24 protein-coding genes are annotated in these 26,248 nt (G+C 60.1%); 16 read left to right on the top strand and 8 right to left on the bottom strand.

The window, feature by feature from the left end; all coding sequences use genetic code 11:
* The first annotated feature begins 56 nt into the window (after positions 1-56).
* Positions 57-1,025 (top strand): agmatinase, encoded by a 969-nt coding sequence (gene speB, locus FJ490_RS22630; RefSeq protein ID WP_140498325.1) that lies wholly within the window; start codon positions 57-59, stop codon positions 1,023-1,025.
* A gap of 17 nt (positions 1,026-1,042) precedes the next feature.
* Positions 1,043-1,675: an urea carboxylase-associated family protein gene (locus tag FJ490_RS22625; protein ID WP_140498324.1), complete on the top strand. Its 633-nt coding sequence runs from the start codon at positions 1,043-1,045 to the stop codon at positions 1,673-1,675.
* Between the two features lie 75 nt (positions 1,676-1,750).
* Here the strand turns inward: FJ490_RS22625 and FJ490_RS22620 are convergent, their stop codons facing one another.
* On the bottom strand, positions 1,751-2,710 hold the full coding sequence (locus FJ490_RS22620; protein WP_140649846.1) for a LysR family transcriptional regulator: 960 nt from the start codon (positions 2,708-2,710) through the stop codon (positions 1,751-1,753).
* A gap of 298 nt (positions 2,711-3,008) precedes the next feature.
* On the opposite strand from FJ490_RS22620, the gene FJ490_RS22615 reads away from it, so the two are divergent.
* From FJ490_RS22615 to FJ490_RS22580, 8 genes are all read left to right on the top strand, one after another.
* Positions 3,009-3,863 carry a transporter substrate-binding domain-containing protein gene (locus FJ490_RS22615; RefSeq protein WP_140649844.1) on the top strand — a complete coding sequence of 285 codons (855 nt, stop codon included), beginning with the start codon at positions 3,009-3,011 and terminating at the stop codon, positions 3,861-3,863.
* A 110-nt stretch (positions 3,864-3,973) separates the two neighbouring features.
* Positions 3,974-4,621 carry an amino acid ABC transporter permease gene (locus FJ490_RS22610; protein ID WP_140632261.1) on the top strand — a complete coding sequence of 216 codons (648 nt, stop codon included), beginning with the start codon at positions 3,974-3,976 and terminating at the stop codon, positions 4,619-4,621.
* Between the two features lie 3 nt (positions 4,622-4,624).
* Positions 4,625-5,275 carry an amino acid ABC transporter permease gene (locus FJ490_RS22605; RefSeq protein WP_140498320.1) on the top strand — a complete coding sequence of 217 codons (651 nt, stop codon included), beginning with the start codon at positions 4,625-4,627 and terminating at the stop codon, positions 5,273-5,275.
* Positions 5,276-5,304: 29 nt separating this feature from the next.
* Positions 5,305-6,123 carry an amino acid ABC transporter ATP-binding protein gene (locus tag FJ490_RS22600; protein ID WP_140557328.1) on the top strand — a complete coding sequence of 273 codons (819 nt, stop codon included), beginning with the start codon at positions 5,305-5,307 and terminating at the stop codon, positions 6,121-6,123.
* 41 nt (positions 6,124-6,164) lie between these two features.
* Complete coding sequence (locus tag FJ490_RS22595; protein ID WP_140498318.1) at positions 6,165-7,175, top strand: agmatinase family protein; 1,011 nt, start codon at positions 6,165-6,167, stop codon at positions 7,173-7,175.
* Between the two features lie 61 nt (positions 7,176-7,236).
* Positions 7,237-8,181 (top strand): agmatinase, encoded by a 945-nt coding sequence (gene speB, locus FJ490_RS22590; RefSeq protein WP_140498317.1) that lies wholly within the window; start codon positions 7,237-7,239, stop codon positions 8,179-8,181.
* Positions 8,182-8,269: 88 nt separating this feature from the next.
* The gene (locus tag FJ490_RS33175; protein ID WP_224619125.1) at positions 8,270-9,109 is read left to right on the top strand and encodes a transposase; all 840 of its coding nucleotides are present in this window, start codon (positions 8,270-8,272) and stop codon (positions 9,107-9,109) included.
* A 19-nt stretch (positions 9,110-9,128) separates the two neighbouring features.
* The gene (locus FJ490_RS22580; RefSeq protein WP_140498316.1) at positions 9,129-9,494 is read left to right on the top strand and encodes a hypothetical protein; all 366 of its coding nucleotides are present in this window, start codon (positions 9,129-9,131) and stop codon (positions 9,492-9,494) included.
* A gap of 165 nt (positions 9,495-9,659) precedes the next feature.
* Here FJ490_RS22580 and FJ490_RS22575 read toward each other — a convergent pair whose 3' ends face one another.
* Positions 9,660-9,959: a DUF1236 domain-containing protein gene (locus FJ490_RS22575; protein ID WP_140498315.1), complete on the bottom strand. Its 300-nt coding sequence runs from the start codon at positions 9,957-9,959 to the stop codon at positions 9,660-9,662.
* Between the two features lie 414 nt (positions 9,960-10,373).
* Between FJ490_RS22575 and FJ490_RS22570 the strand changes: the two genes are divergently transcribed.
* Positions 10,374-10,601 carry a hypothetical protein gene (locus FJ490_RS22570; protein ID WP_140498314.1) on the top strand — a complete coding sequence of 76 codons (228 nt, stop codon included), beginning with the start codon at positions 10,374-10,376 and terminating at the stop codon, positions 10,599-10,601.
* A gap of 200 nt (positions 10,602-10,801) precedes the next feature.
* On the opposite strand, the gene FJ490_RS22565 is transcribed toward FJ490_RS22570, so the two are convergent.
* Entirely contained in the window at positions 10,802-12,256 is a 1,455-nt protein-coding gene (locus FJ490_RS22565; protein ID WP_140557334.1) for a caspase family protein, read from the bottom strand.
* A gap of 190 nt (positions 12,257-12,446) precedes the next feature.
* Between FJ490_RS22565 and FJ490_RS22560 the strand changes: the two genes are divergently transcribed.
* The 4 genes from FJ490_RS22560 to FJ490_RS22545 all read left to right on the top strand — a co-directional run bounded on the left by FJ490_RS22560 (position 12,447) and on the right by FJ490_RS22545 (position 18,699).
* Positions 12,447-13,172 carry a hypothetical protein gene (locus FJ490_RS22560; RefSeq protein WP_140729113.1) on the top strand — a complete coding sequence of 242 codons (726 nt, stop codon included), beginning with the start codon at positions 12,447-12,449 and terminating at the stop codon, positions 13,170-13,172.
* Between the two features lie 234 nt (positions 13,173-13,406).
* Positions 13,407-16,082 carry an autotransporter gene (locus tag FJ490_RS22555; RefSeq protein ID WP_140729112.1) on the top strand — a complete coding sequence of 892 codons (2,676 nt, stop codon included), beginning with the start codon at positions 13,407-13,409 and terminating at the stop codon, positions 16,080-16,082.
* 246 nt (positions 16,083-16,328) lie between these two features.
* Positions 16,329-17,435, top strand: coding sequence for an OmpA family protein (locus tag FJ490_RS22550; RefSeq protein WP_140566538.1), 1,107 nt, complete (start codon positions 16,329-16,331; stop codon positions 17,433-17,435).
* A gap of 19 nt (positions 17,436-17,454) precedes the next feature.
* Positions 17,455-18,699 (top strand): caspase domain-containing protein, encoded by a 1,245-nt coding sequence (locus FJ490_RS22545; RefSeq protein WP_140729111.1) that lies wholly within the window; start codon positions 17,455-17,457, stop codon positions 18,697-18,699.
* A gap of 56 nt (positions 18,700-18,755) precedes the next feature.
* On the opposite strand, the gene FJ490_RS22540 is transcribed toward FJ490_RS22545, so the two are convergent.
* Positions 18,756-19,265 carry a hypothetical protein gene (locus tag FJ490_RS22540; protein WP_226880417.1) on the bottom strand — a complete coding sequence of 170 codons (510 nt, stop codon included), beginning with the start codon at positions 19,263-19,265 and terminating at the stop codon, positions 18,756-18,758.
* 259 nt (positions 19,266-19,524) lie between these two features.
* On the opposite strand from FJ490_RS22540, the gene FJ490_RS22535 reads away from it, so the two are divergent.
* Positions 19,525-20,058, top strand: a complete 534-nt coding sequence (locus FJ490_RS22535; RefSeq protein WP_140498307.1) for an OmpA family protein — start codon at positions 19,525-19,527, stop codon at positions 20,056-20,058.
* A 68-nt stretch (positions 20,059-20,126) separates the two neighbouring features.
* Here the strand turns inward: FJ490_RS22535 and FJ490_RS22530 are convergent, their stop codons facing one another.
* The 4 genes from FJ490_RS22530 to FJ490_RS22515 all read right to left on the bottom strand — a co-directional run bounded on the left by FJ490_RS22530 (position 20,127) and on the right by FJ490_RS22515 (position 26,171).
* Positions 20,127-22,457 (bottom strand): M23 family metallopeptidase, encoded by a 2,331-nt coding sequence (locus tag FJ490_RS22530; protein WP_140632398.1) that lies wholly within the window; start codon positions 22,455-22,457, stop codon positions 20,127-20,129.
* Positions 22,454-22,861: a DUF1036 domain-containing protein gene (locus FJ490_RS22525; RefSeq protein ID WP_181165311.1), complete on the bottom strand. Its 408-nt coding sequence runs from the start codon at positions 22,859-22,861 to the stop codon at positions 22,454-22,456. Before FJ490_RS22525 ends, FJ490_RS22530 begins: the two co-directional genes overlap by 4 nt.
* 104 nt (positions 22,862-22,965) lie before the next feature.
* Positions 22,966-25,392, bottom strand: a complete 2,427-nt coding sequence (locus FJ490_RS22520; protein ID WP_140729110.1) for a serine/threonine-protein kinase — start codon at positions 25,390-25,392, stop codon at positions 22,966-22,968.
* Entirely contained in the window at positions 25,392-26,171 is a 780-nt protein-coding gene (locus FJ490_RS22515; RefSeq protein ID WP_140581123.1) for a protein phosphatase 2C domain-containing protein, read from the bottom strand. Before FJ490_RS22515 ends, FJ490_RS22520 begins: the two co-directional genes overlap by 1 nt.
* Positions 26,172-26,248 lie beyond the last annotated feature (77 nt).

Here is a 26,248-nt window from a genome sequence, read left to right as displayed (position 1 = left end):
TCATATCGAAGGTCGCTGCCGGATGGCGTGAGGGTTATCCGAAAGGGAGAGTTTCGATGTCTGGACACGGGTATGAGGGTGGGCGGCTCGATCTCCCCTTCGTTGGGCTTAGCACCTTCGGTAAACGGCCGATCTGCCTTGATTGGGACAAGATCGACGCGGATGTCGCCGTGCTGGGTGTGCCCTTCGACATGGGGACCCAGTACCGCTCCGGTGCACGTTTCGGCCCCCGCGCCATCCGCGAGGCCTCGACGCTGTTTTCCTTCGGTCATGCCGGCGCTTACGACCATGAGGACGACCAGATCTATCTGCCGCTCGACAAGGTGCGGATCGTCGATATAGGCGACGCGGATATCGTGCATACCGATACCGTGGCCAGCCACGCGAATACGGAAATGGCGGTCCGCAAGATTCTTGAACGCGGAGCGCTGCCCGTCGTTCTGGGCGGCGACCATGCCATCAACATTCCCTGCGTCAGGGCGTTCAGCGAACATGGCCCCATTCACATCGTGCAGATCGATGCGCATCTCGACTTTGTCGACGTGCGTCATGGCGTGCGCGAAGGACACGGCAATCCGATGCGCCGCGCGGCCGAACAGTCGCATGTCAGCGGCCTCAGCCAGATCGGCATCCGCAACGTCTCCTCGACCGCCCGCGACGGTTACGAGGATGCGCGCCAACGCGGCTCGACGATCCTTTCCGTCCGCCAGGCCCGCAAGCTCGGCGTCGAAGGTGTTCTGGCGACCATTCCGGAAGGCGTACGCTACTATGTGACGATCGACATCGACGGTTTCGATCCGTCGATTGCGCCGGGCACTGGCACGCCTAGCCATGGCGGCTTCCTGTATTATGAAGTAATGGAAATGCTCCGGGGCCTTGTGAAGCGCGGCGACGTCGTCGGCATCGACCTCGTCGAGGTGGCCCCGGCTTACGACCCTTCGGGCATCACCGGCTTTCTAGCAGCACAGGTACTCCTGAACTTTCTCGGCTATATCTTTGTCGAACACGGAGCGCGCGGACGCTGAACGAAAGGAATTCAACGATGCCAACGAACGCAAGTAACGGTCAGGTTCACGTCATTCCTGCCCGCAAGGGCGTGGCGACGCGCGTTGCCCAAGGCCAGGTGATCACCGTCATCAACACCCACGGCACCCAGGTGGTGGACACCTGGGCCTTCTGCGCCGACGATATCGCGGAATTCATGTCGATGGAGCACAGTCGTGGAGCCATGCTCAAGGTGAACCCGAAGAACGGCGACACGCTGTGCAGCAACAGGCGGCGTCCGATGCTGACCCTGATACAGGACACGTCGGGTGGCGTGCACGATACGCTGATCGCCGCCTGCGACCGCTATCGCTACCAGCAGTTGGGCCATGTCGGGCACCATGACAACTGCACCGACAATCTGGCGACGGCCCTCGGCGCGGTCGGGCTGACGCCACCCGAAACCCCTTCGCCGCTCAACCTGTTCATGAACATTCCCGTCGGCGAAGACGGTTCGGTCACCTTCGAGGCACCGGTGGCGGGACCGGGCTCCTATGTGTCGATGTGCGCGGAAATGGATTTGATCGTCGCGTTCTCAGCCTGCCCCCAGGACCTCATTCCGGTAAACGGTCAAGGCTGCGTTCCAACCGAAGCGCATTATCGGATCGACGCCAAGGCGCCGCGCCTTTAAAGCGCAGCCAGCATTCAGACCATTGATCCCGAAAAAGCGGCTCCCGCTTTTCGGGATCAATGCATAACGGAATTTTTACATGCCGCGTACCTTGGGCATCTTGTTTTTTGCGTCGGCGGCTTGCCCTTTTCCGGTCGATTTTTCGGCGCTCCCCACCCTTTTGCGCAGTTCCTGAAAAAAAATCCTCTGCGACAGCGAGGCTTTCTTGTGCTTTGGCGCGATGATGACGAAGGGCGAGCGGATCTGCGCCTCGGGAATAAGCAGCGCCTTAAGCCGGTTGTTCTGTCTAAACGTGACGGTCATGTGATCCGGCAGATAGCCGACGAAGTGGCCGCTCAGGATATACATCGCCTGCGCCTCTATATTCGAAGCATAGGCGCCGACATGCGCGTTGGGGAAATGCTGCAATTCCGACTTGTTGGCATAAGGGCGCACCACCATCTGCGATGCTTCCACATCAGCCTTTGTCACCAGCTTGCGGGAAAACAGCGGGTGGCGCTCGCTGCAGTAGAGCGAGTTGATTTCATAATGGAACTCGGTCTGCGAATAGCCGGGCAGCAATTTGATGCGGGGGGAGATCGCGAAGTCGATCCCACCCTTGGCGGTTTCCGCGATAAGCTGTTCAGGCGAGCCGATGGTGATGCGCAGATCGACTTCGCTGGCTTTCTTGATGAACTGATGAATGACGTCATCGAGGCCCAGGGCTGAATCGGTAACGGTGGCATCGACGATTCCGACGCGTAGCACACCCGTCGCCTTGGAGCGCAGTTCGCCCAGCTGCATCTCGAACGCCGACAGCGCTGAAGTCAGCGAATGGGAATATTCATAGACCGCGGTGCCCCTATCGGTCAGTTCGAAGCCGCGCCTGCCGCGTTGGCACAGCGAAAACCCCAGCCGTTCCTCCAACGCATTGATTTGGAAACTGATCGTCGACTGGCTCATCGCCAAAGCAAGCTGCGCTCCGGTAAATCCGCCATGCTCGACCACCGAGCGGAAAACCCTGAGCGCACGAATGTCGGCAACCGACAGACGCATTCTGACACTCCTCCCTGAGCCTCTCAGACGGTGTTGGGTATCAGCCTTACATCGTCAACTTCGATGTATAGTCTATTCCTTCCATGTTTATCAAAGATTCAATCCTGCCATGCTGCCCTACCAGATGGTGCCGTGCCGTCATGCCACTGGGGAAGCAAACAATCGGGCCGGCATTGCAGCCGGCTGACGACCTGGAGGTCTAAGGCTCGTCACGCATGCGAGATTCCTGAGCGCGTACAGAAGCCTCGGACTCCAAATAATCCATAATAAACGGGAACATACGAAACTGGAGGAAGTTATGCGATCCGCTTTGAAACTGTGCACTTCGACGCTGTTGGCCGCGTCGCTCTCGCTCGCCGTGGCGAGCATTGCCACCGCCGCCGATCTTCTGGATCGGATCAAGGCAAAGGGGGAAATCACCATCGCGTCCGAGGCCCGCTACCCGCCGTTCGAATATGTCGAAAACGGCAAGATCGTAGGCTACGGAGTTGACCTCTTCGAAGAAGTCATGAAGGCGCTGCCGGACGTGAAGGTGAACCGGCTCGACCTGCCGTTCCAGGGCTTGCTGCCCGGTTTGCAGACGGAGAAGTTCGATGCCATCATAACCTCCGTCACCGTTAACAAACAGCGCTACGATACCTACAGGCTGTCTCTGCCAATCGCCGACGCGTCGTTCTCCTACGTCAAGCGCAAAGGCGACGCCGCCTTGAACACGCCCGAAGACCTGAGCGGCAAAAATGTCGGCACGCAGGCCGGCTCGGCACAGCTCAAGGGCACCGAGGCCTTTTCCGAGAATTTAAAAGCAAAAGGCCTAGCGCCGATCGCCAACATCCAGACCTATGTCGACTTCAATGAAGCCTATGCCGATCTCGCTGCCGGGCGCACGGATGCCGTCGTGAATTCCCTGCCCAATCTGCTCTACCTGCAGACGCAGCGCGGCGACGTCTTCGAAACCATCCGCACAACGTTCGGGGACCCGACCTATTTCAGCTGGGCCTTCCGCAAGGACGACGACAGCAAGGCGCTTGCCGACTTCATCGATGACCAGTTCCGCAAGCTCGCCGCCGATGGAACCATGGCCAAACTTCAGGAAAAGTGGTTCGGCTTCACCATGAAACTGCCGACGGACGCTCTGCCCGAACCCAAGAGCTGACGAGTCGGCATCCAACGCCCGGATAAAGGTGAGGCTTTCCAGCCTCGCCTGCCTAAAAACGCACAGGCTGCAAGCCTGGCCTCAAGTCCATAAGGTCTGACGACTTGGCAATGTTCGCCCTCATCCAGAACAACCTGCCCATCATGCTCTGGGGCGCGGGCATGACCATCCTGGTGTCGGGCGTCGCCATCATCCTCGGCATGCCGCTCGGCCTCGTCCTGTGCTTCGGCGTCACCTCGAAGAAGACGTGGCTGCGCTGCTTTTCGCGCATCTATCAAAGCGTGTGGCGCGGCACGCCCATCCTCGTGCAGTTGCTGATTATCTATTATCTGCTGCCGCTCATCGGCATCAATGTAGCGCCCATCCTCGCGGCCATCCTCGCGCTGACCCTGAACACGATCGCCTTCCAGGCCGAGATATTTCGCGGCGGACTTTTGGCCATTCCACCAGGGCAACTGGAGGCGGCGCGCATGGTAGGCATACGCAAATGGGCGGGGCGTCAGCATATACTCGTGCCCCAGATATTGCGCCTCGTCATCCCGTCGCTGGTCAATGAGACCATCAGCATCCTGAAAAACTCATCGCTGGTCTCCGTCATCGCTGTGACGGAACTGATGCGGGTAAGCCAGCAGATCGTCGCGACCACCTATCGCCCGTTCGAAATCTACATCACCGCCGCCGTCATCTATATCGTCATCAATTTTCTTCTGTCGCTGATCGGCCGCATGGCCGAGCAACGGCTGGCGCGGAGGGCCTGAGCCATGGCGCAATTCTTCGACCTATGGGTGCAATACGGACCACTGATGCTGGCCGGCCTGGCGACGACGGCCTGGATCTGCGCACTTGCCACAGCCCTCGGACTGGCGATCGGCCTGTTGCTCGCCTGCCTCGAGAGCACGCCGTTCACGCCACTGCGCTGGGCCGTTCGGGCCTATATCGAGATCATGCGCGGCCTGCCGATCCTGATCCTGCTGTTCGTGCTCTATTATGGCGGCCCGAGCATAGGCCTCCGGCTGAGTGCCGAAGCGGTGGGTGTTTTCGGCCTCGGCTTCTATGGTGCCGCCTATTTCGCCGAAATCTTCCGCTCCGGTTTCCAGTCGATCTCCAAAGGCCAGATCGAGGCGGCGCGCATGGCCGGGCTCTCAGGCACGCAGATCATCCGCCATATCAAGCTGCCGCAGATGCTGGTCATGATCACGCCACCGATGGTCAACCAGATCATCATCCTCATCAAGGAATCCGCGGTGCTGTCCATCATCACCGTTGCCGAGCTGACCAAGAACACGACGCAATTCGTCAACGAGACCTACGCGGTCATCGAACCTTATCTCGCCGCCGCCCTACTGTACTGGCTGCTGGTCGAGGCAGTCGCGCAGCTCGGCAAATATGTTGAGCGCCGGGTGCGGTTCTAGGCCGCTCAACCACCAATTGGGAATAAACGATGGCCACTGAAACCACCGAGCCCGTCATTAAGATCCGCAATTTGACCAAGGATTTCGGCACATTCGCGGCTCTGTCCGGGATCTCGCTCGACATCAACCTCTCCGAAGTCGTCTGCATCATCGGACCCTCGGGGTCGGGCAAGAGCACGTTGCTGCGCTGCGCGAGCTTCCTCGAGGAATATACGAGCGGCGAGATCGAGATCGAGGGCCGGTTGCTCGGCTACAAGCGCGGTGCCGAAGGACTGGTACGAGAAAGCGACCAGAACATCGATTCCGTGCGCCGCAACGTCGGCATGGTGTTCCAGCACTTCAACCTATGGCCGCATATGACAGTGCTGGATAACGTGACGCTGGGATTGCGTCTTTCCAAGCGCGCTCCCGCCGCCAAGGCGAAGGAAAGCGGGCGCCGTGCGCTGGCCAAGGTCGGCCTCGCGGATTTCGCCGAGCGCTACCCCTCGCAGCTTTCCGGCGGCCAGCAGCAGCGCGTCGGCATCGCCCGGGCGGTCGCGATGGAGCCGCATGTGATCCTGTTCGACGAACCGACCTCCGCACTCGATCCCCAGCTCGTCGGCGAGGTTCTCGACACCATGAAGCAACTGGCCGTCGAGGGCATCACCATGGTGGTGGTGACGCACGAGATGGGCTTTGCCGCCCAGGTCGCCGACCGTGTCGTCTTCATGGACCGCGGCAAGGTGATCGAGCAGGGCCCGCCCGCCAAACTCTTCAACGATCCGCAAAGCCCGCGCTTGCGTGAATTCCTCGACACTTGGAGACAGCGCAACATGCTGTTCCAGAGCGAGCCCGCCGCCGGCCAGTAGGGCAGCGGCACAATCGACACGACAAGACGGAGGACCGTACCATGAGCGAAGGTTTGAGCCCGGCAGGTGTTCCCCGCATGTATGGCGACGTGCCACCCTTCATGGCATTTCCCTATGTGCGCGATCTGGCAGGTCTTTCCGCCGACGCTGTGGTGGTGGGCATGCCCTATGACGGCATCGCCACCTTTCGCGGCGGCGCGACCCGCCGCGCCCCGCAGGAAATCCGCAAATACTCGCTTCTTTACGGCAGCTACAGCTTCGACTGGGACCTCGACATGCTGGCCCATATCACCGTCGCCGATGCCGGCGACATCGATGTAGTGCCGGGCGACAATGCCGCCAGCTACGCCCGCCTCGAAGCGCGGCTTGCCGCGGTGTTGGTCAACGGGGCGGTGCCGCTGACCATCGGCGGCGATCACGGCATCAGCTATCCGGCGGTACGCGCGGTCTCCGATGCCGGCGACACCCCGGTCGGGCTCATCGTTTTTGACACCCATCTCGATCTCAGCGAATCCTTCGGCGGCGACCGCCTCACCCGCGCCTCGCCCCTGCTGCGCATTGCCGAACTCGACAAGGTGGCCCCTCGCCGCATCGTTGTCATCGGCGCGCGCGGCCCCCGCAACCTGCTCGAATGGACCCCGCTTTACCGCAAGCTCGGCATCACTGTGTTTTCCATGGAGGAAGTCGAGCGCCTCGGCATCGAAACGGTTGCCGAACGCGCACGCGCCATCGCCAGTGCCGACGGCGCGCGCCTCTATATCAGCCTCGACATCGACGGCGTCGATCCAGCCTTTGCCCCGGCAACCAACAGCCCCGAACCAGGCGGCCTTACCTCGCGCGAGATCATTCGCGGCGTAAGGATAGTGGCCCGCGACGGCTTTGCTGGGTTCGACCTCGTGGAGGTATCGCCGGATTTCGATGCTTCCAGCGGCACCACCAGCATCCTGGCCGGCCGGCTGCTGGCCGAGGCCCTGTTCTGCCTCGCGGCCAAGCGCGCCGGCAAGCAGAACGCCTGGCGCGACGCCCACAGGTCCGACTTCCAACAGAAATAGCACCACCTTCGGAGTGCGCCTCGCGGTCAAGCGACCCGATGCGCCAACAGGACACAAGACCATGAGCATTACAAATTTCCAGCCACTCGATTCCGGCAGCGTTCCGCGTTTTGCCGGCCCTTCAACCTTCATGCGCCTGCCCATGGCTACCCCCGAGCAGGTCGACATCGCGCTGATCGGCGTCCCCTTCGACGGCGGCACCACCAACCGGCCGGGCGCGCGCCATGGACCGCGCGAAATCCGCAACCAATCCAGCCTGGTGCGGCGCGTCCACCATGTGACGGGCGTCTCGCCTTTCGAACAGGTGCGTGCCGGCGACTGCGGCGACGTGATTGTAAACCCGCTCGACCTGCCCGGCTCGCTGGACACGATCAGCGCCTTCTTCGAAAACGTCCACCACTCCGGCGCCCGGTCTCTGGTCGTCGGCGGCGATCATCTGATCACGCTGCCCATCCTGCGCGGCATCGCCAAGGAACCGGCCGGCCTCATTCACTTCGATGCCCATTCCGATACCTATGACGAGTTCTTCGGCAACCGCTATAATCACGGCACCCCGTTCCGCCGTGCCGTCGAGGAAGGCCTGCTCGATCCCAAGCGCATGGTCCAGATCGGCATCCGAGGAGCGATCTCCGATGTGGAAAACTACGATTTCGCCCGCGAGGCCGGCATCCGGATCATCTTCATCGAGGAATTCATGGAGCGCGGCGTGGGCGCGGTGATGGCCGAGGCGCGCTCGATCGTCGGCGACGCGCCGACCTACGTCTCGTTCGACATCGACGCGCTCGATCCGTCTTTTGCCCCCGGCACCGGCACCCCGGAGATCGGCGGCATAACGACGCGCGAGGCCCAGAAGATGATCCGAGCGCTGGCCGGCGTCGACATCATCGGCGCCGATCTGGTCGAAGTCTCGCCGCCGCTCGATCCTTCGGGCGTCACCGCGCTAACCGGTGCCACCCTCCTGTTCGAGCTTCTCTGCGTCATGACGGTGCAAATACCGGCTAAATGAGACCCATGTGTGGAGTGCGCCCCTCGGGCCGGACAGGATGAACAAGCAGAATTGACTTGGAAGCCGGGCTTTCGAAGGATGGAAGCCCATGGTGGCTTATCGCACGCACAGCATCGAGTTCAAACGTCAGGTAGTGCAGGAGTTCCTGTCCGGCGAGACGCTGCATGGTCTCGCCAAGCGGCACGAACTGCCGCGTAACCTGATCCGCATCTGGGTTCAGAAATACGAGGCCGGCTCCTTCGACGAAGACGTGGCGGCGGCCGACACAATGCAGACCTATGAGGCGCGGATTGCAGCGCTGGAGCGGCTGGTAGGCCGGCAAGCCTTGGAAATTGAGTTTCTAAAGGGGGCTCTGAAAAGCGCACCACGTCCAAGAAGCGGGACTACATCCGGATCAAAATTCCTCCCGCCTCCAACGCCCCTGCTACCGATTGAGCCCCGGAGGCAGGGCAAGGAAGCCATAGTGCGTCGGGAACAAGCGGCGACACCGATCCGCCGATCTCGAATTCCCATCCGAAGAGTTCCGCGTAAAGCGGCGCAGGTTCGCAGGATCACGCCCTATTGTCTCAAAGTGGATGATTGGCCTGGCCATGATGTCCAACCTTTTAGACGGTTCGCAAAACAGTCGCAGCCCGAGCGGCAGCGGCTGCTGGCTCGGCAGGTGAAACACCTCCCAGGTCGCCCGCATCTGGCCACAATCGTTCTGTGCGACAACACCGCGGGACCGTCAGATCGGGGCGACGATGCGGAGAAGGCAACGGTTCACCGACAAAAAAGGCACGAGAGAAAAGAGCGCATCTCGGATGTTGCGCGCGAGTCGATCGAGGTCGAGCGGGCGGCACGGGATGCGAAGACAGCTCGGCTCCGAGAGCAAGGGCTGATGACTGAGATTCGCAGCTCAGCACCTAAGAAGGTGCAGCCCCGATAGCTGCTTAAGGGAGGCAGCGATGCTCGATACCCATACAGACATTGCGCGGGCGGCTATTGAAGCCACCTTCCTGCCACGTCGCGCCGCATTTCCGCGCGATATTGATCACTCCCGACGCGTGCTCGCGGCATCACGCGAGCTTCTGAAACGGCTGCGCCAAAGCCATGGCGATGACACCTCCCGAGCTTGGGAGGATGCAGACCCGGTTCCCTTCGCTATCTCAGCGTTCGATGCCGATGTTCTCCGGGCAGTGTTCAAAGATTTGGTGTTGGGAACATACGCGCCCAAATGTCAATGGCGCGATCTGGCTAAGACCCTGGTACTCGAATACGCCGGGTGCGATCAGGTCGAAGTTGGCTTGCTGGATTGGATCACCAGGAAGTAAGTACCTTGTGCCAAGTCGAGTTGAGCGCGTGTTCTAGATCCACCAGGCGCGCCACGAGGGGGTTGCGACGTCTCGACTTCAGGAGTTTATCTCAACTGTCCGAAGGGCGATTTGACATACCCAACCCGCCGCCAGCTATGGCGGAGGTCGGGTTCGTTCTAGGTCTCAGTCGTAGACTTTGACGATCTTGCGGGTGCCCGGGTCCACCAAAACCGTGCGGTTGTCGATCACCACATACCGGTATTTGACATTGGGGACCTCATGGAGCTCGACCGTGTCCGGCAGAGCCGTGCCGACATTCAGCTCAAGTCCGAGAAGGTTCACGGAAGCCAGCGGTTGCTTCTTCACGTATTTGCGCACGACGGTGTCCTGTTCCGGTGTGATGACAACATCCTGTGCCGCAACTGCGCCGACGCCGGCCAAAAGCAATAGCGCGGCAGCGGTGCTGGTAAGGTGGATCCTCATGGTTTTTCTCCTGTTGTTCCGGCGACAGCACAAGTCTTCTGTGCGCCAGGCAACTGAACACGTCGGCAGGCCGAACGTTCCTCGATCAGGCTTCAGTCGGAATCCTGACCAGACCAAAGGCCGATCACAAAACGCAATGGTCTTATCTCTTGAGACTAGGCGGAACGGCTTAGGGCTAGGCTAGTTGCTTCTCCAAATCAGGAGAAAGCAGATGGATAAAAGCATTGGCCAAGCGCGTTGGTTGCTCGCGCCAACTTTCGCCGCAGCCGTCACATTTTTGGTGATCGGCATATTCCTTGGCTGACATGTCGTGGATCGGCACAGCTACGTCCCTTCCTGTGCTGATAGGGCCCGCAAGCCGCTTCGGTGGCTGGCGGGCCCTCTATTTCCAGTATGTTTGGTGAGCAAAAGACAATGACATCGATCCAGAGAACCAATGAGAGTGGCAACGCAAACCAACCGGCAAATGACAACGATGATCATGCGCCTGCGCTACTGGACGCTGTTTCTTTGACGAACGAGGAAAACATTGCCGACCTTGTCAGGCGAACCGAGCGCGTGGCGATTTTGGTGGTGTTGGGAATGGGGGGCTGGTTGATGTTAGTCCCCGCTATCTACCTTGTACTGAGCCACCGAATATGAATGAACAATTACGCCAGCATATCCTAGGATCGCGCATCTTATTGGGCTGCAGCACCTGATCTGGAACTCGAGCGCGGCCCATTGTTGACCGGCTCGCTATCGTCCATACGCGCAGCAGACGTAGCGCCGGAAACTTCAGCGCACCTCTGCCGCCGTCAACGCAAGCTGCGCCGCGATGGACTGACGCGACGTGGTCCAACCTAAAACACACCACCAATGCCTATGCCGCCACTGATGTCCGGTGGGGGAGGCGCGGGACGTCTCGGGGCGGCCTGCGAGCGTTTCGCAGTCGTCCGTACGGAGCCGTTTCGTGAAGGGGCGGCGTCCGACGCTATCTTAGCCGGCTTGGCCTTCACGATGACCGGCTGCTTGCAGATTCTGCCTGAGCGCAAAAAGAGATCGCCCAGCAGTCCGACGCTCGGCTCCGTCGTCGCCGCGACTTGCTTGGTATTCTTGTAGTAGTCGGTGAGAGCACGGATTGAACCCGTGCCCCAATCTCCATCAATCTGCATCCGGTAGCAACCCAAGCGACGAAGTTCGGTCTGAACGTTGCGCGCAAGATCGGCTGTCTTGTCTTTGTCCGCCTCGCCCATGGATGCGCCGACAATGAGCGTTTCGAGACCGGAGACGACGCTTTGGCGAGCGTCCTCAACCCTTTCGGTCGGAGACAGGTTGGCGACCTGTGTGCCAACCGGCTCCGGTGAACTGGCGGACGGTGCCGGAATCTCGACCGACCGCAACGTCTGTCCGACGATTAGCACGGCGGTCTGCAGGTCATTGGAGGCAAGTTCGACTTGCAATCTCTTCTTTGCCGCAGGGTCCGCAAGGATGCGTGAAAGGCTTGCGCTCAACTGTCCCGGATCGAGTACCTGTTGCTCCGTGAAATAGAACTGCTCACGCAGGTTCGATTGATCCCACGGCACTTGACGGCCAACCGTCAACGCTTCGGTTTCGTTGCGGACGCGGATCATCATATCCGAAATGCTGAGCCCGGGGATCTCGAGATTCTTCAGCAGCGCAATGGTGAACGGGCTGTTTTCGCCGCCGCCATCGGCCGTGACATTGCCTGGCTGGGTGGCAAAGGCAACGAACGTGTTTTCACCGACTTCAACTTGCGCCAGACCATTGCCGGCACCGGCACCGAGCGGATTGTTGCGGCACGCGTCCAGGAATATGAACGTCTGGCGGTCGCGGCGCGCGAACCGCGCGATCACATCATTCAGCTTGATGGCCGTGGCGGTGAGTTTTTCCAGGCTTTCAGGATCGGGCGTATCGACCGGGAGCAGGTAGTTTTCGCCGTTCAACTGCACGCCATGACCGGCGTAGATAATCAAAACTGCGCTGACGGTAGGCAGCCTTGCATCAGCTTCTCGAAAGATTCTGGAAAAATCTTGGGTCGAAAGATCGGTGCCCGTCAGGACCTCAAAATTTAGCCGCTTCAAGCTCTCTGAGAGCTTTGCGGCATCATTTGCGGCATTGGGGAGATGCTCAAGTCGGCTGCTTTGATAGTTCGAATTCCCGATGACGATCGCTAGCCGGTTGCGTGGCTGCGGCGCCGCGGTCGGCTCGACCGCGGCGCGAGCACCAGCTGAGCCAAGAAGCAGAAAAATGAGAAACAGTGGGACACGAAACAGAAGTCTGTTGCAGTGGGTCATATCAGCATGCTCGCTCCGGCCTGCCTCAATCTTGGTCCAGCAACTTCCCAACGCACCACGACGCAACCACAATCAGCCTGAGCGCCTGCCCTCATACCGGCGAAGGTCACCAAAATTTATACCAAGAATCCTGTCAAAGATAGGGAAAAGGGATTTGTATGCGATCAGTCATTGGACTGTGGAGGACAAGATGCCGACCAAGATCAATCTTGCGCTGCCGGTTTATGGAGCCGCCTACAAAAGCGTGTTCGTTCGCAGCCTGTTCGCGGCCTTAACTCATAAGAGCCTGTCCAAATACGCCTTCACGCTGTCGGAAATCGAGTACACGGATATTCCATTTTCGCGGAACTATCTGCTCACGAATTTCTACTACAATAAATCGGATTGCAGCCACATTCTGATGATCGACAGTGACATGGGCTTTTCACCTGATCTTATCGCGGCGATGCTGGCGCTGGACAAGCAAGTCGTCGGCACCCTGTATCCGCGGCGCCGGATCGATCTGCGCAAACTCCACTCCCTCTCGACACTGCCCTTCGACAAAGCCTTTGCGCAAAGCCTGGAGTTCATCGGAACTGTCGTCGAACCTCGGCAAGAGCAAGAAGGCTTTGTCCGGGTAACGTCATGCGGCACGGGCATCTTTCTGGTCTCCCGCGACTGCGTGACGGCCATAATCGAGAAGTTACCCGAGACGGTGGACCGGTCTCGTTACAGAAAGAGCAAGTACACCGCTCAGTTCGAGAATTTCCTGACGCCGTTTGCGAAGATTGTGACGCCGGAACTGGACCTCCCTACCGACTTCTCGTTCTGTTACCGCTGGGTTGAGCAGTGTGGTGGCGAAATATGGGCAAGCTACCATCGCAAGATTGCACATGCGGGGGATCTGACTGTTTCGGCGGCCTATTCTGATCTTTAAAGATGCCTTTGAAGTTTGGCCACTGCTTTTGACAGGCTCATTTAAGTTTACGATAGTGTCCTTGTCGCCACAGATAGCCTTATAGTCTCCTGAGAACGAACGCCAAACCATTGCCGCCCAGCAACGCGACGCGTACAGTGCCGGTTAAGCAGTCAACGATCCCATGAGATGGATCGTTGATCTATTTAATTGCCTTGATTTGTGACGGTATCGATTTCTCTAAGGTGGGGTCGAATGAGAGTGTCGCGCGAGGCCTATCGATTGACGGGAGTCTCGTTGCTCGCCTTAGCGGCGGCGTCCACGTTCCAAGTGTCTGGCGCGGCGGCCTGCTCCGCTACTGCAAACGGCGGCGGCACTCCCTTCCAGGCGACATCGGTTACCGTGAACTGCACGACGACCGGGGATTTTCAGGACGTCGATGGCGTATTCACCACCCGATTTAGCGGGTTCGAGAACTCGTCGGAAGTCATCGTCAACGACTACGACGGCAATGGCGACGACGTCGTGAGAATTTTTGGCGGCCTCCTGACCGATAAAGCGGCGACAACACCCGGTGTAGGCGGCCTGCCTGCGGGAGGGTCGACCTCCTTGCAGCCGGCGGACGGTACAATCGAACTCCTCGGCGGCAACGACCGGTTTGAGATGTTCTATGGGGATTTCTTGGGGGTTCCGTACGCCCCAACCGTCGCGGCCAATCTCAATACCGGGGCCGGGGATGACCTGGTCGTCATTCAGGCCGGCAGTATTCAGGACATTGACCTTGGAGATGGTGCCGACAGCGCCGTGATATTCGGCGACGGTACACAGGTTGGCAATGTGACCGGCGGCAGAGGTGACGACCTGTTATCGATCGGCATCCTCACTACCGAGGAGGGAATTTTTTTCAGCGCGCCGACCGTCGGCGTTCTCTCCGGGGGCGATGGCAATGACACCATCATCATTGCGGGGGGCACAGTTGATGCCCTGGATGCCGGGGCTGGCAATGACCGGGTCAGCGTCAGCGGCAGTGCCGCGGTCGACCTCGACCTCGACGGAGCTGCCGGAAACGACACGATAATGGTCGCTGGCAACGCCACCATTGGCGGCAGCATATTCGGCAATGACGGCGACGACACCGTCAACATAAACGGCGGAACCATAGGCGCCACGTCAGGCGGCAACATCACCGGCGGCCTAGGCTTCGACAGCGTCTCGGTCTTCGGCGGCGACATAAAGGGCGGCATCGACGCCGAACATGTCCATTTGTCGGGTGGCACGATCGAGGGTGACATTACCGGCCTTGGACCCAACACGCTAACCATCGATCATATCGGCGCCGTCGAGCCGCTCATCCTTAGCGACGGGGTGCTATTCAGCGGTACAGGTGCCAACGGCACAGTCGTCGACACCGACCTTGCCGCCGGCGGCAAGAGCCAGAACTTTGCCGGCTTCGACAATTTTTCGGCCGACCATTCGACCCTTCGCTTCAGCGGTGGCACGCAGGGCATAAACCAACTCAACCTCGGTAACGGTTCAACGCTGTTCATTAACGGCAACGTCACTATGCCGGGTTCGATCATCGCGACAAATTCCCTGATCAACATGATGGACGGTGTCGCCGATGACGTGTTGATGCTCGGCGGCCTCGCCCTCAACAGCGCCACCATCAGCCTCGACATCAACCAACAGACGCTACGGTCGGATCAACTCGTTGCCAATGCGTTTTCGGCTGCCGGCACCAGCACCATTATTATCAATCTGCTGGGCACCCCCCAATTCGCCCAAGTGACCAATATCCCGATCATCGTCTCGGCCAGCGGACCGGTTGCCGGCACCTTCCGTCTCGGAAGCATTTCCGGCACGCCGGGTTCGCTTTTCAGCTATGAGATCGTGAACGGCCCGAATGGCGGCTTGTTCCTGCGTGCCACGCCGGCCAGTTTCGGTATTGCGGCGGCGCCGACCAGCGCGACCAACGCGGGCGCGGTCGAGGTGGCACTCGACGCTCTCTACGGCATAAATCGCGACGCGATCGATGCTGACCTCCACCTTTCGCCTGCATCCGGACCTGGAATGGTACCGGTTTCTTCGAGCTTCGGGGTCTTTGCTTCCGGCCAGTTCGCTCATACCGAGCATGACGGCTATAACATCAGTGGCGGCGGCTTGAATGGCCCGGGCCCGAGCTTCGATGCCAATGATTTTTCGGCCGCCATCAGCCTCGACTTCAATGCCGCCAAGCATTTCCAGTTCGACAATGAGTATGGCCTGAACATCGGTGTATTCGCCGGCTACGCCTCGACTGACGTCAATCTCGGGGCCTTCCAGGGATTTGATGCCATAGGGGAAGGTAACAACAAGGCCGGACTGTTCGGCGGCTACGCACTGTTGCGCAAGGACTACAATTACGCGCTGGTCTCGGCCTCCGGTTTCTTCGGCCGAAGCGACGTGATGAACGGGGTGCTTGACACCACCGGCAGCTATGACACCGAGGGCTACGCGGTCACGGGATCTGTCGGCCACATCTTCGCGCTGGGCGAACGCACCCGTTTCGATCTGCGTGGCGGCCTGCTTGGTGTTTCATTCCGCGGCGATCCCTACACTGACAGCGGTGGCAATCAGTTCGGCAAGAGCCGGCTTTCATTTGGCGCCATCAAGTTCGAGCCTGGCATTTATGGCGATTACACGCTGAGCAACGGTATGGTGTTCAGCCCCTATGCGCGTGGCGAATTGCAGCAGCGTTTCGGTTACAAGAACACGACCGAGATCGGTACCAGGACGATCGCCTTCGACGATGCGGATTTTTCCGTGGCGCTATCGACGGGGTTCAACCTGAAAGTTTCGGAGTTGACGACCGTCAACGGCGAAGTCCGTGGTAAGGCCTCGTCGGATAGCTCCACTATTGGCGCCAAGCTCGGACTTAAGATAGCTTTCTAGCGGTTCCTCGATCCGCGGATCATCCGCGCCCGCGCTGAGTTCCTGACGTCTTTGGGATGGGAATAGCAGGACCTTCGAATCCCCCGCACTCAGGCAAGGTGCGGTATCGCGATGCCGGGATCGCGGGCTGGCCAAACACACCAACCGGGATGCTCGCCAATTGGCAGCAAGTGCTCTATGCTCTCTGGAGACACCGCATGGTCGTGATGTCGATACGGGGTTCTGTTGTCGTAGGCAGGGGGAGCCATGTTCGAAGTTCTCGGAGTCTGGCGCAAAGCACGGTCAAGAAGCAGAGTCGCCGCGAAGACGCTTGGCTTGATCGTTTCGTTGTTCGTGTTGTTTTTGCCCGGACTGGGAACGGCGAACGCGCAGACGAACTGGGCGCTCGATCCGACCGCTTCGGTCCTCACCTATCAGTCGGTCAAGAAGAACACGATCGTCGAAACCAACAAGATCAGGAATATTTCCGGCAGCCTTACTTCGACCGGCGACGCCAAGGTCTCCTTTGACCTCAACTCAGTGGATACCGGGGTCGACCTGCGCAATGTCCGGATGCGGTTCCTTTTCTTTGAGACCTACAAGTTTCCAACCGCCGAACTGACAGCGAAAGTGGATCCGGCGGCATTTGCCGACCTCGCCACCAAGCGACGTATGAAGGCGGTTCTTCCATTCCGTCTCAACCTGCATGGGGTCGACAAGGATCTTGAGGCCAACGTCGTGGTGACCATGGTCAGCGACACCATGGTGTCGGTCGCCTCGGAGGCCCCTGTCGCGGTGCATGTGGAAGACTTCGGTCTATTGCCCAATGTCGACAAACTCCAACAGGCGGCCAGTGTGACCAACATTGTTCCTACCGCATCGGTGTCGTTCGATTTCGTGTTCACGGCCGACGGAAGCAAGCCGCCCCCCGCCCAGACCGTTGCGGCAAGCACCGAGGTCGGGCCCGTCGCCACCGATGCGACGAAGACCAACTTCAACGATGAGGAATGCCTCAACAGGTTTGCGGTGCTGTCCCGTACCGGGGCGATCTATTTTCGCCCCGCGAGCGCGCGGCTCGATGCCCAAAGCCGCCCGCTCCTCGCTGAGGTCGTCGGTGTCGTCAGCAAATGCCCAGGCCTAAAGGTCGAAGTTTCCGGACACACCGATGCCGATGGACCGGTTGCAGAGAACAAGCGCTTATCGGAGCGCAGGGCCCAGGCAGTGGCCGACGCCATTGTTGGAGCGGGCATTCCGCGCACGCAGATTACGGCGACCGGCTACGGCGAGGAACGCCCAGTCGCCGGCAACGACACGCCGAAGAACAAGGCGCTCAATCGGCGGATCGAGTTTTCCGCCACCAAGCTCGTCAACTGAGGAAGGATCTGTTGTCCCGGTGGGTTTCGATCTGATCGCCCGTCGCAGTAGCCTTCTGCGCGCAATCGGGCTCGCGGCAGTTGCGCTGCTTTTCACTTTGACGGCAGCCGATGCCGAGCGCCGTACAGCGCTGGTACTTGGCAACTCCCAATATCTGCACGCCCCGACACTCGCCAATCCGGTGCGCGACGCCAAAGCCATCGCCGAAAGCCTGAAAGATCTTGGTTTTGAAGTCGTTTCCGGCTTCGATCTGACCAAGTTGCAGACCCAGACGACAATAGCGCAGTTCGCAAAGCAGGTGCGCGGGGCGGACATCGCGCTTTTCTTCTATGCGGGCCATGGCTTGCAGGTTTCAGGCAGCAACTATCTTCTTCCGATCGATGCCGCCCTGGAGGACGAGACTTCGCTCGACTTCGAGGCGGTGCCTGTCGATTTCGTTCTGCGACAGATGTCTCGCGAGACCAGCATAAGGCTTATTTTCCTCGACGCCTGTCGCGACAATCCTCTAGCCGAGGTGCTGGCAAAGACCGCCGGCGTCAGGGGAGCAAAAAGCGGCCTTGCGGAAATCTCGATCGAGAATGGCGGTGCCGGTACGCTTGTCGCGTTCGCCACCAGTCCAAATCAGGTCGCCTACGACGGATCCGGCAAACATTCGCCGTTCACCTCGGCGTTGCTTGCGCACATTGGCGAGACAAATGTGTCCATCACTGAGGCGATGAACCGTGTTACCGCCGATGTGTTCAAGGCAACCGCTAGCAAGCAGCGCCCCTGGAGCAACGTCTCGCTGACCACCGAGGTCGTCCTGCACAAGGTTGATCTCAACGCACCGCTGATCGTCGGTGAGGCGGGCGTTCCCGGACCGCAAGGCGGCTCGGATACGCGCAATGCCACTGCTAATCCGTCGAGCTCCGCCAATGACGCCCAACTCGCACTCAATGTGCTCCGTCAGAAAATCCCAAAACTCGCCTCTGACGACCCGATCTTTTTCGACGTTCCCATCGATTTCGGTGACCCCGAAATCGATGGGAAGAGTATTGCGGAGCTCATAAAAGGCGAGCCACGCTTCAGTCCGGTGGAGGGCCTCGACAATTCGGTATGGCAGGGCAAGCACTGCGACGGCTGCCATGAGTGGAACGAGACCCGACTGTGTGATCAGGCGAAGAATTTCGCCGCCAACGATGTCTCCGTTCTGCGCTTGCAGCATCCGCTTGGGACACGCTTCAAGGTGGCGCTCGCCAAATGGGCTCAAGGCGGTTGCAAGTAGGCGGGACGGAGGGCGTCCTCCAGTTCTGTGGGAGCCGGTCCTGTGGGCGAGTGCCCCTAAGATGCATCCGTTGACTGGTGGAGGGCCTCGATCTCGGCCATCTGGATACCGATTTCGACGAACGCCGACAGCACCGAGAAGCGGTCCACGAGCGCCACGCGTGCCAGACCGGCCAGAATTCCGGCATTGATTGCATAGGCAGCAGGAGAAGGCTGCAAATCCAGTGCCGGCATCGCGGCCACGGCTGACCGATCTTCACGCGATCCCGCAGCTAGGATAATCCAGCCGACCGGGGTTGTTGGCGATTTTGCCGCGGCGGCTCTGACGTCTGTTCGATGGCGGGGGCTGTCGGGTTCGCTCACCCAGTCGCGGACAAGACCGAGCAACCGGTGATCGGTCTCATCGAAGAGGTCGCTCAGATGGCTTAGGCATTCGTGGGCCCACCAGACCGCGGCCCGCTCGGGAAGCAGGTAGGCGCAAAATGTAATCGCTTCCTCAGGAATGCGCCCGGCGAGGAGGTCGCGGCAAAACGCGATCGAGTGCTGTTCGGTCGGAGGAGTGCGCATGTCCCTGGTGATAGCGGGACAAGCTGCGAAAAGATCCCGTGCCGTTTTGAATCGGAGCCCATGGGCCATGAACGCCGCGCTTTCATCGAGGAACTTTGGCCACTCAAGCCTCAGGCACGGCGCGGGTCAAGTCTCAAGCCGTGCCACGGCCAAAACAGTCGCGATGATCGCACCTCCAACGTTTGGCCACAGACAATTGCGCTGGAATTTGATATGTTCGCGATCGATCAAAATCGGATACTCAAACAGGAGGAGCGCTATGCAGTGGAGTCGTTCAGCCTTTGTGTTGGCGGTCGTGTTTTTCTCGAACCATGCTTCCGCCGATCCGGCTCGGAAATCAGAAGACATCGTGAAGTTTTTTGCCGGCGCAGCCGATCTTGGCAAATCTCGAGGAATTTGTGTCGGTTCCGAAGAGGAGTGCAACAAGAGCAACACCAATGGGCAGCAGGAAGGCAGATCCAACCTCGACATGCTGATCAATTTCGGGCTGGATTCGGCCCAACTCGACGCAACCGCGCGCGCTGAGCTCGAAGAGTTTGCCAAGGCTTTGAAAGACAACCGGCTGAGCACGTTCAACTTCGTCGTCGAAGGCTACACCGATGCGACGGGCACGCTGCGCTACAACGAAGGTCTGTCACAACGAAGAGCGAAATCGGTGGCAGCTTTCCTGACGGCCAGCGGTGTCGAGGCCGCGCGCATCAACGCCGTCGGCATGGGCGAGAAGAACCCTCGCAACGCCAACCCGTACGATCCTGCCAACCGCCGCGTGGAAATGCGGATAAAAACGCAATAACCGTCGAAACTGCGCGGCAAACCGAGGGGGAACCCTTCTGCGCAAGAAACTCATGCCAGACCTGACGCTCAGAGCGTATTTGGGATCGAGCCCATGAGAGCAGTGATGGCCTGTTTGTATTTTTCGAACTCCGGCGACGTCTGACGGATTTCGGTGGTCGTTGTCTGTGACCCGGCGTCGGTTGCCAGATGAGTCAGCTTCTGGCCCATTTTTCTTTCGGCCCAGTCCACCACGTAGCTGGCTGTCTTGCCGGTGAGGAACGGGTTGGCCTGGATGACGGCCGACCCCAGGACAGCGCTCAGCTGCGCCGAACCTGATGCCGACAGAACCTGATGCGCGCCTTCCATTCCAAGGAAGTGACAGAGATAGAGCCGGCCGGCCGTGATTTGGTGGCCGCGCTGGCGCAGGTAGGCCTCGCCTTCGCGCGCCAGGTTGCGCACCATCTCTCGCGAGATCGTGGCGTCGTAGCGCAGGGCGAGTAGGTCGTCGGTCGACAGCGTGCGTGCAAGCTCCGGGCGGTAGGTATTCATCATCCTGATCCAGGTCTTGGTTATGAACTGGCCGGCGCCCGTCGCGGAAGAATTAGGATTCTTGGCGCGAGCGCTACCGCCACTTTCGACGTGAACGATGCGCTCGGTGAGCGTTTCGACCGCGGAATCGTTCGATGCGACCGCGGTAACCGTGCCCAAGGGGTCGATCGCCTCGCCGTTTTGGTAAAGCTCGAAATGCAGGTGAGGGCCGGTCGATAATCCGGTGGTGCCGATATAGCCGATGACGTCGCCTGCCTTGACCTTGGTGCCGACGCCGGCTTCGATTGCAAATTTCTGCATGTGCGCATAACGCGTCTCGCGGCCGTTTTTGTGCAAGATCTTGACCAGATTGCCGTAGCTTCCCCCATCGCCCTGGAAGGTGATCTCGCCATCGAAGGCGGCTGCGATCGGCGTGCCGACGGGTGCCGCCCAATCGACGCCCTTATGGATGCGCACGGTCCCCAGAATGGGGTGCTTTCGTGGTCCGAAGGTGGAGGTCATGACGCCATTCACCGGCGTGACCATGCCGTTGGTGACTGTCAGCGAGCGTACCTGATCGTCACCTGTAACACACGCAAACTGGCCGTCGCTTTGCTGGAAGACAAAACAGTCGAGGCTTTTCTCGCTCCCCTGCACGCCCACATACAGAACCCGTCCCGCGCCCTCGTCCTTGCCCCTGGGCGTCTGTGAATAGATCATCACCAGACGCTGGTCCTCGCTTGCAAAGGCGTCCAGATCCTGTCCTCTCGAAAGATACATGATCGCCTCGCCGATCACGCCGGTTGGAACATTGTTGCGGGCTGCCGTCGAATAGATGGCGTCGAGCAGACGATACTGTCGTTTATGCGTACCTTCTTCCTGTGCGCCCGAATAGTTGAACAGATCTTCGCGAACCCAGGGATCAACACCCGACACGAAGGCGCCCGCGCCGTTGCGCGTCAGCGTGCCGACGAACAGGTTCTTGGCGTAGATCGAAACCTGCATCAGGGACATTGCGCTCGTGTCGCGCGTCGGCCTGAACCCTCGCATCGCAACGACGTAACCCGCTGCCAGGCCGTCCCGGTGGAAAAGCGCGCTCAGGGCCTCGCCTGCCAGCTTGGCATCCTGCGCGGAGAAGTGCGCATCCAACGCTACGCTGTCCAGACTGCGATCATTGAGAACCTTCACGAACGTGTCTTCGGTCGCCGCGAATCGCTGGTACTCATTGGTGACGGCTACGACGCTCGTGTTGTTCTCGATCTCGGTCTTCTGGAATGCCGGCAGGGCTGCATCGCCTGCATCGATCGTCTCACCCCATCCGGCTTCGGGATCGTCGCTGTCGGCTTTCTGACCGGAAGCCGCTTCAAGTTCCCTGGCGGGAGGCGAGGGTTGAAGATCGTTCTCCAGATCGCCCGATGGCGCGGCAGCGGTTTTTCGTTGTGCTTGGAAGAATGCGAAATCCTCCTGCGTCGATGGTATCGTCGTCATGAATTTTTCGCTGGCGCTCAGCATGACGTCTGACAGGACTTCGAGCTGGGGAGAAACGTCGGCCTGATCGAGTTCTGCCGGACGCGGGACCACTCGGCCTTTGGTTGCGGCGCCGGCATCTGGCGCAAGGGTGATCCACATCGGGTCCCCCGCCAGATCGATCAGCGCTGGCACGTAGACGGATGCGTCGGCCGGCACATCGTCCGCCCCCTCGACTGCATGCAACTCCTCGTCTTCGTCGCCGAATGCCCAATAGTCCGCGGTCAGGTAAAAACCGGCGGCCACGCAAAGCAGCACAGCCGAGGTCAAACCCACCATCAACCTACGCCATAGCGTGCGCCTGCGAAGGGCGGCGCGCGCCTGCTTCTTCTGTCTGAAGCTCGTGTCGATATGGTGTGTCACGGATTGCTTGCGGTCAGGAAGAAGGTCCACCGCACCTGTTCGAGGGTGTCGACTTCCAGAAACCGGGCGGTGATGTGGCCGCGCTGCCAGCATTCGTCACTGCCGCGGATCGAGAAACGTCGCCGTTCGATGCACATTTCGGTCAATCCGGCGAGGATGGCATGACCAAACACGTCAGTTGCATAGATGTAGACGTAGCGGTTGGTCAGTTCCTCCCGGATAACGTTCACGCATTGGTTTGCGCCGATGGTCCACCATCCATCGGTCTGGTCCGCATTGTCGACCTTCTGGCCGACGGCGAGATTGACGACATCGAGTGTCTGATTGCAGACCGTGAACTCGGCTCGCGCTTGGCTGGACAACAGCAGGGCGAGGGGAGCGCCCAAAATGATCGCGAGTTTCATGCGCGCCCTCGGGGCAGATAGGGCTGGAACCGGACCTGCTGCTTTTCGGGCAGGGCAGACCAAGCGGTCAAACACCAGCGGCGGCGTTCCATGCTAGGCCCACGCTATCCGCCGAGCCGGAAATACTTGGCAGTGGCTGAGAACCGAGATCCGTCGGTCTCGACTTCCTCGATGATTTTGGGCAACAGCGCCGAAGCTGGCGTGGGATCGGAGAAGGCAGCCGACTGAATGTCGCGAGGGCCCGTGATCACCAGTATTATCTGCGGCACGGACTTTCCAGCAGCCTTATCGGCCGTGCCGAGACCAATCGGGATCCTGAAGGTCGCCTTGTCCGACCCCGTGACGATGCGGTCGTCGAGATTGAACACCATGCCTTTGTGGTCGATCAGCAGAACGCTGGAGATGAGCCCTCTGCGCGTTACCAATGTACCGCTAATCGGCGTACCGTTCGGCACGGATGTTCGGTCGAGAACAAGCTGCGGCTGGTCGGCCGCGGTCTGTCCCAGAAAGCGCAGAAAATTGGTTACCTCGCATTGGCTTGGCTCAATGAGGCGGACGCTGATGTCTGGCTCGACATGGAATTTTGCCTGGAAATCGCCGAGCATGCGTTCGAATGGCTGGACGGCCGTGCCAAATCCTTCGATTGCGGCGGCCTTGTCGGTAGCAGATGTGACGGCGGCATAGAAACAGTCGCCGCCGCCGAAGGCGCGAACCCAGGCGACGCGTTGAGCGATATCGTCGACCGCCGGGGGGATCGCTGGTTTGGGCACGTTCAACGCTACAACGCGTTGGTTCGGCTGCTTGCCTGTCGGCAATGCAGAAATCTGGCTGTTGCCGTTGGCATCCACCGCTGGACCTGCATTCGATTTCAGTTCCGGGATTGGGGCGGCCGGCGGGCTGGCCCGTGGTTCGGGCTTTTTGGTCTCGACAACCTCCGTCTCAGCCGGCGGCGGAGTTTGGACCGTTTCGGCTTCTGGCGGGGTTGGAGCGGTCGTAGCGGGTGAAGTCGGCTTTTGCCTATCGCTGGCCGTCGTGTCGGGCTGGATTGCCGGCGATGCCCTTTCGGGCGGCGGCGCGTTCGTCGCGATTGGCTTCGGCGGCGCCTCGGTTCGTAGAGGTATGTCGACGGGCTTGGCCGACGGCAGTCTTTGAGCTGCCACAGCATGTGGCTTATCCTCGGCGGGCGGTGTGCCGGCCTGCGTTTCCGGCTGCGCCGGCGGAACAACCTTTGGCGGCTCGGGCGCGTTCGCTACATCCTGCGTAGCGGCGGGCTGTGACGTTTGGGGCGTGGGCTTTGCTGGCTCTGCCGCGGAAAGCGACGTCTTGCCGACAGTCGGCGTCGCGGGCGTCATGACGCCGCCCAGATAAAGGCCGCCTCCAGAGGCCACGGCTAGCGCCGCCAAGGCACAGAGCGCGATCGTTCGGGTCCTTGTGGATTTGCCAGGCACCTCGGCCATGGCCGTACGTGCAGCGCCGAGGGGGGGCGGGCGCGGCGGTCCAGACAAATGCGCGGGCCGCACATGCTGGACGAAGCGCGGCCTACCTGAACCCGTCGCGTCTGCGTCGTCGTGCCGCTCGACCTCATTCTTGCTGGCTGGAGCAGCGGCTTGCCCTATCGGCGGCAAACCCGGCCTAACGCGGGGTGTGAGGGAAGTCGGCGGGATTGTCTCCTCGTTGTCGTCACGTGTCATCCTGGCGATTTCGGCCATGCTGACGGGCCGGTCTCGCGGATCCGGTTGAAGCATGGCTTCGACAATGCCGCGAAAATCGTCATCGATATCGGAGAGATTAGGCACGGTCCGGCGCTTTTCAATGACTTCGAACTGCGAGCCGCTCATATCGACCGGCTTGCCGCGCAAGGCGGCAACCAATACCAGCCCAAGGCTGTAGATGTCGGACTGCTCTCTGACGTCGCCGCTGTAGAGCCCGAGTTGTTCGGGCGAAACATAGTTGTACTTTCCCGCGAACCTTCCGCCTATCAGGGTCTCTCCGCCCACCGTCGCCGAGCGTGCGATGCCGAAATCGATGATCTTCGCACGGTCAACCCGGTCCCCCGGCAGAATAATGTTATCCGGCGAGAGGTCGCGGTGTATTGCTCCGGCCTGGTGCACGGCGCTTAGACCGGAGGCGAGGCGATGGCACAGCTTTCGTACCTCTCCCGTCGGCATCGCCCCACGTCGCATGATGTCGAACAACGACGCTCCATCGACGAATTCCATGGCGAGGTAGGGACGACCGATCCCCGGATCGATCGTGAAGACGTGATAACGCACGACCGCGTCATGCGACAGGTGGTTCAGGATAGTTGCCTCTTTGCGAAACAGGGACAAGATCGTTTGGTCGCGCGCGAATTCCGGCAAAACGATCTTGATCGCGACATGGTCGCCGGTCTGGATGTTGTGGCCCCGGTAGACTTCGCCCATGCCCCCGAATGCGATCCGCTCGTCAAGTTCGTAGATACCGCTCAGTTGCGTGCCCACGGCAGTGTTGGCCGCGCCTGGCGATATCCGCGTCTTGTCGTCGGCGCTCATCAGCCCCGCCCCCGCGCTTTGTACAGAGCTGGACGGGGCGACTGGCTATCGTATCCGCCCGCGACCCTGACAAGCACGATGGTCACATTGTCTGTTCCGCCACGCGCCAGAACCGTTTCCAGCAGGTTTTCACACGCCGACTGAGGTGTCGCGGACACTGTCGCAGCCTTGATCTCGGCATCGGTGACATGCGCCGTCAGGCCATCGGTGCTCAGCACAAAGATGTCCCCCGGCAGGATTTCACCTTGCTGGAAATCGATGACAATCTCGTCGCTGACGCCGACTGCCTGCGTGATGACATTGCGGCGCGGCCAGGTGAGCGCTTCGGCTTCGGTGAGCATGCCTTTATCGATGAGTTCCTGAACCTCGGTATGGTCCTTCGATATTTGCGAGATCGAGGCCTCGCGGATCAGATAGACGCGGCTGTCACCAGCCCAGAGGCAGGCGAACCGCCCGTCTATGGCAAGCAGGGCGGCAAAAGTTGAGCCGATTGTTATCCCGCGAGACTGGGATATGCGGCGGATCTCGGCATTAGCCCTGCTCAGCCTGTCTTCGAAGCGCGCCCGAAGATCCGGTGCGGAGCTGGCAATCCCGATCGTTGCCAGATGATTGACGATACTGGCTGAAGCGACTTCTCCGGCGTCGTGACCACCCATCCCGTCGGCGACCAACCACAGGCCAGCCTGGGGCTCGACCAGGTAGTTGTCTTCATTGAGCTCCCGCACACAGCCTCTGTGGCTCACGCCGAAGCTTTCAATGGGAAGGGCGACATTGTTCAATTTGCCACCAAACGCTTCACCCAGCGTCCTCCGCGGCGCACCTTCGGGCGCGTTCGTGCCACTTTGCCACAGGCTCA

Source organism: Mesorhizobium sp. B2-5-11 (genome assembly GCF_006440835.1).
Classification (GTDB): domain Bacteria; phylum Pseudomonadota; class Alphaproteobacteria; order Rhizobiales; family Rhizobiaceae; genus Mesorhizobium.
The sequence above is the reverse complement of the archived record's forward strand: the minus strand, read 5'-3'. Positions and strand labels throughout refer to the sequence as shown.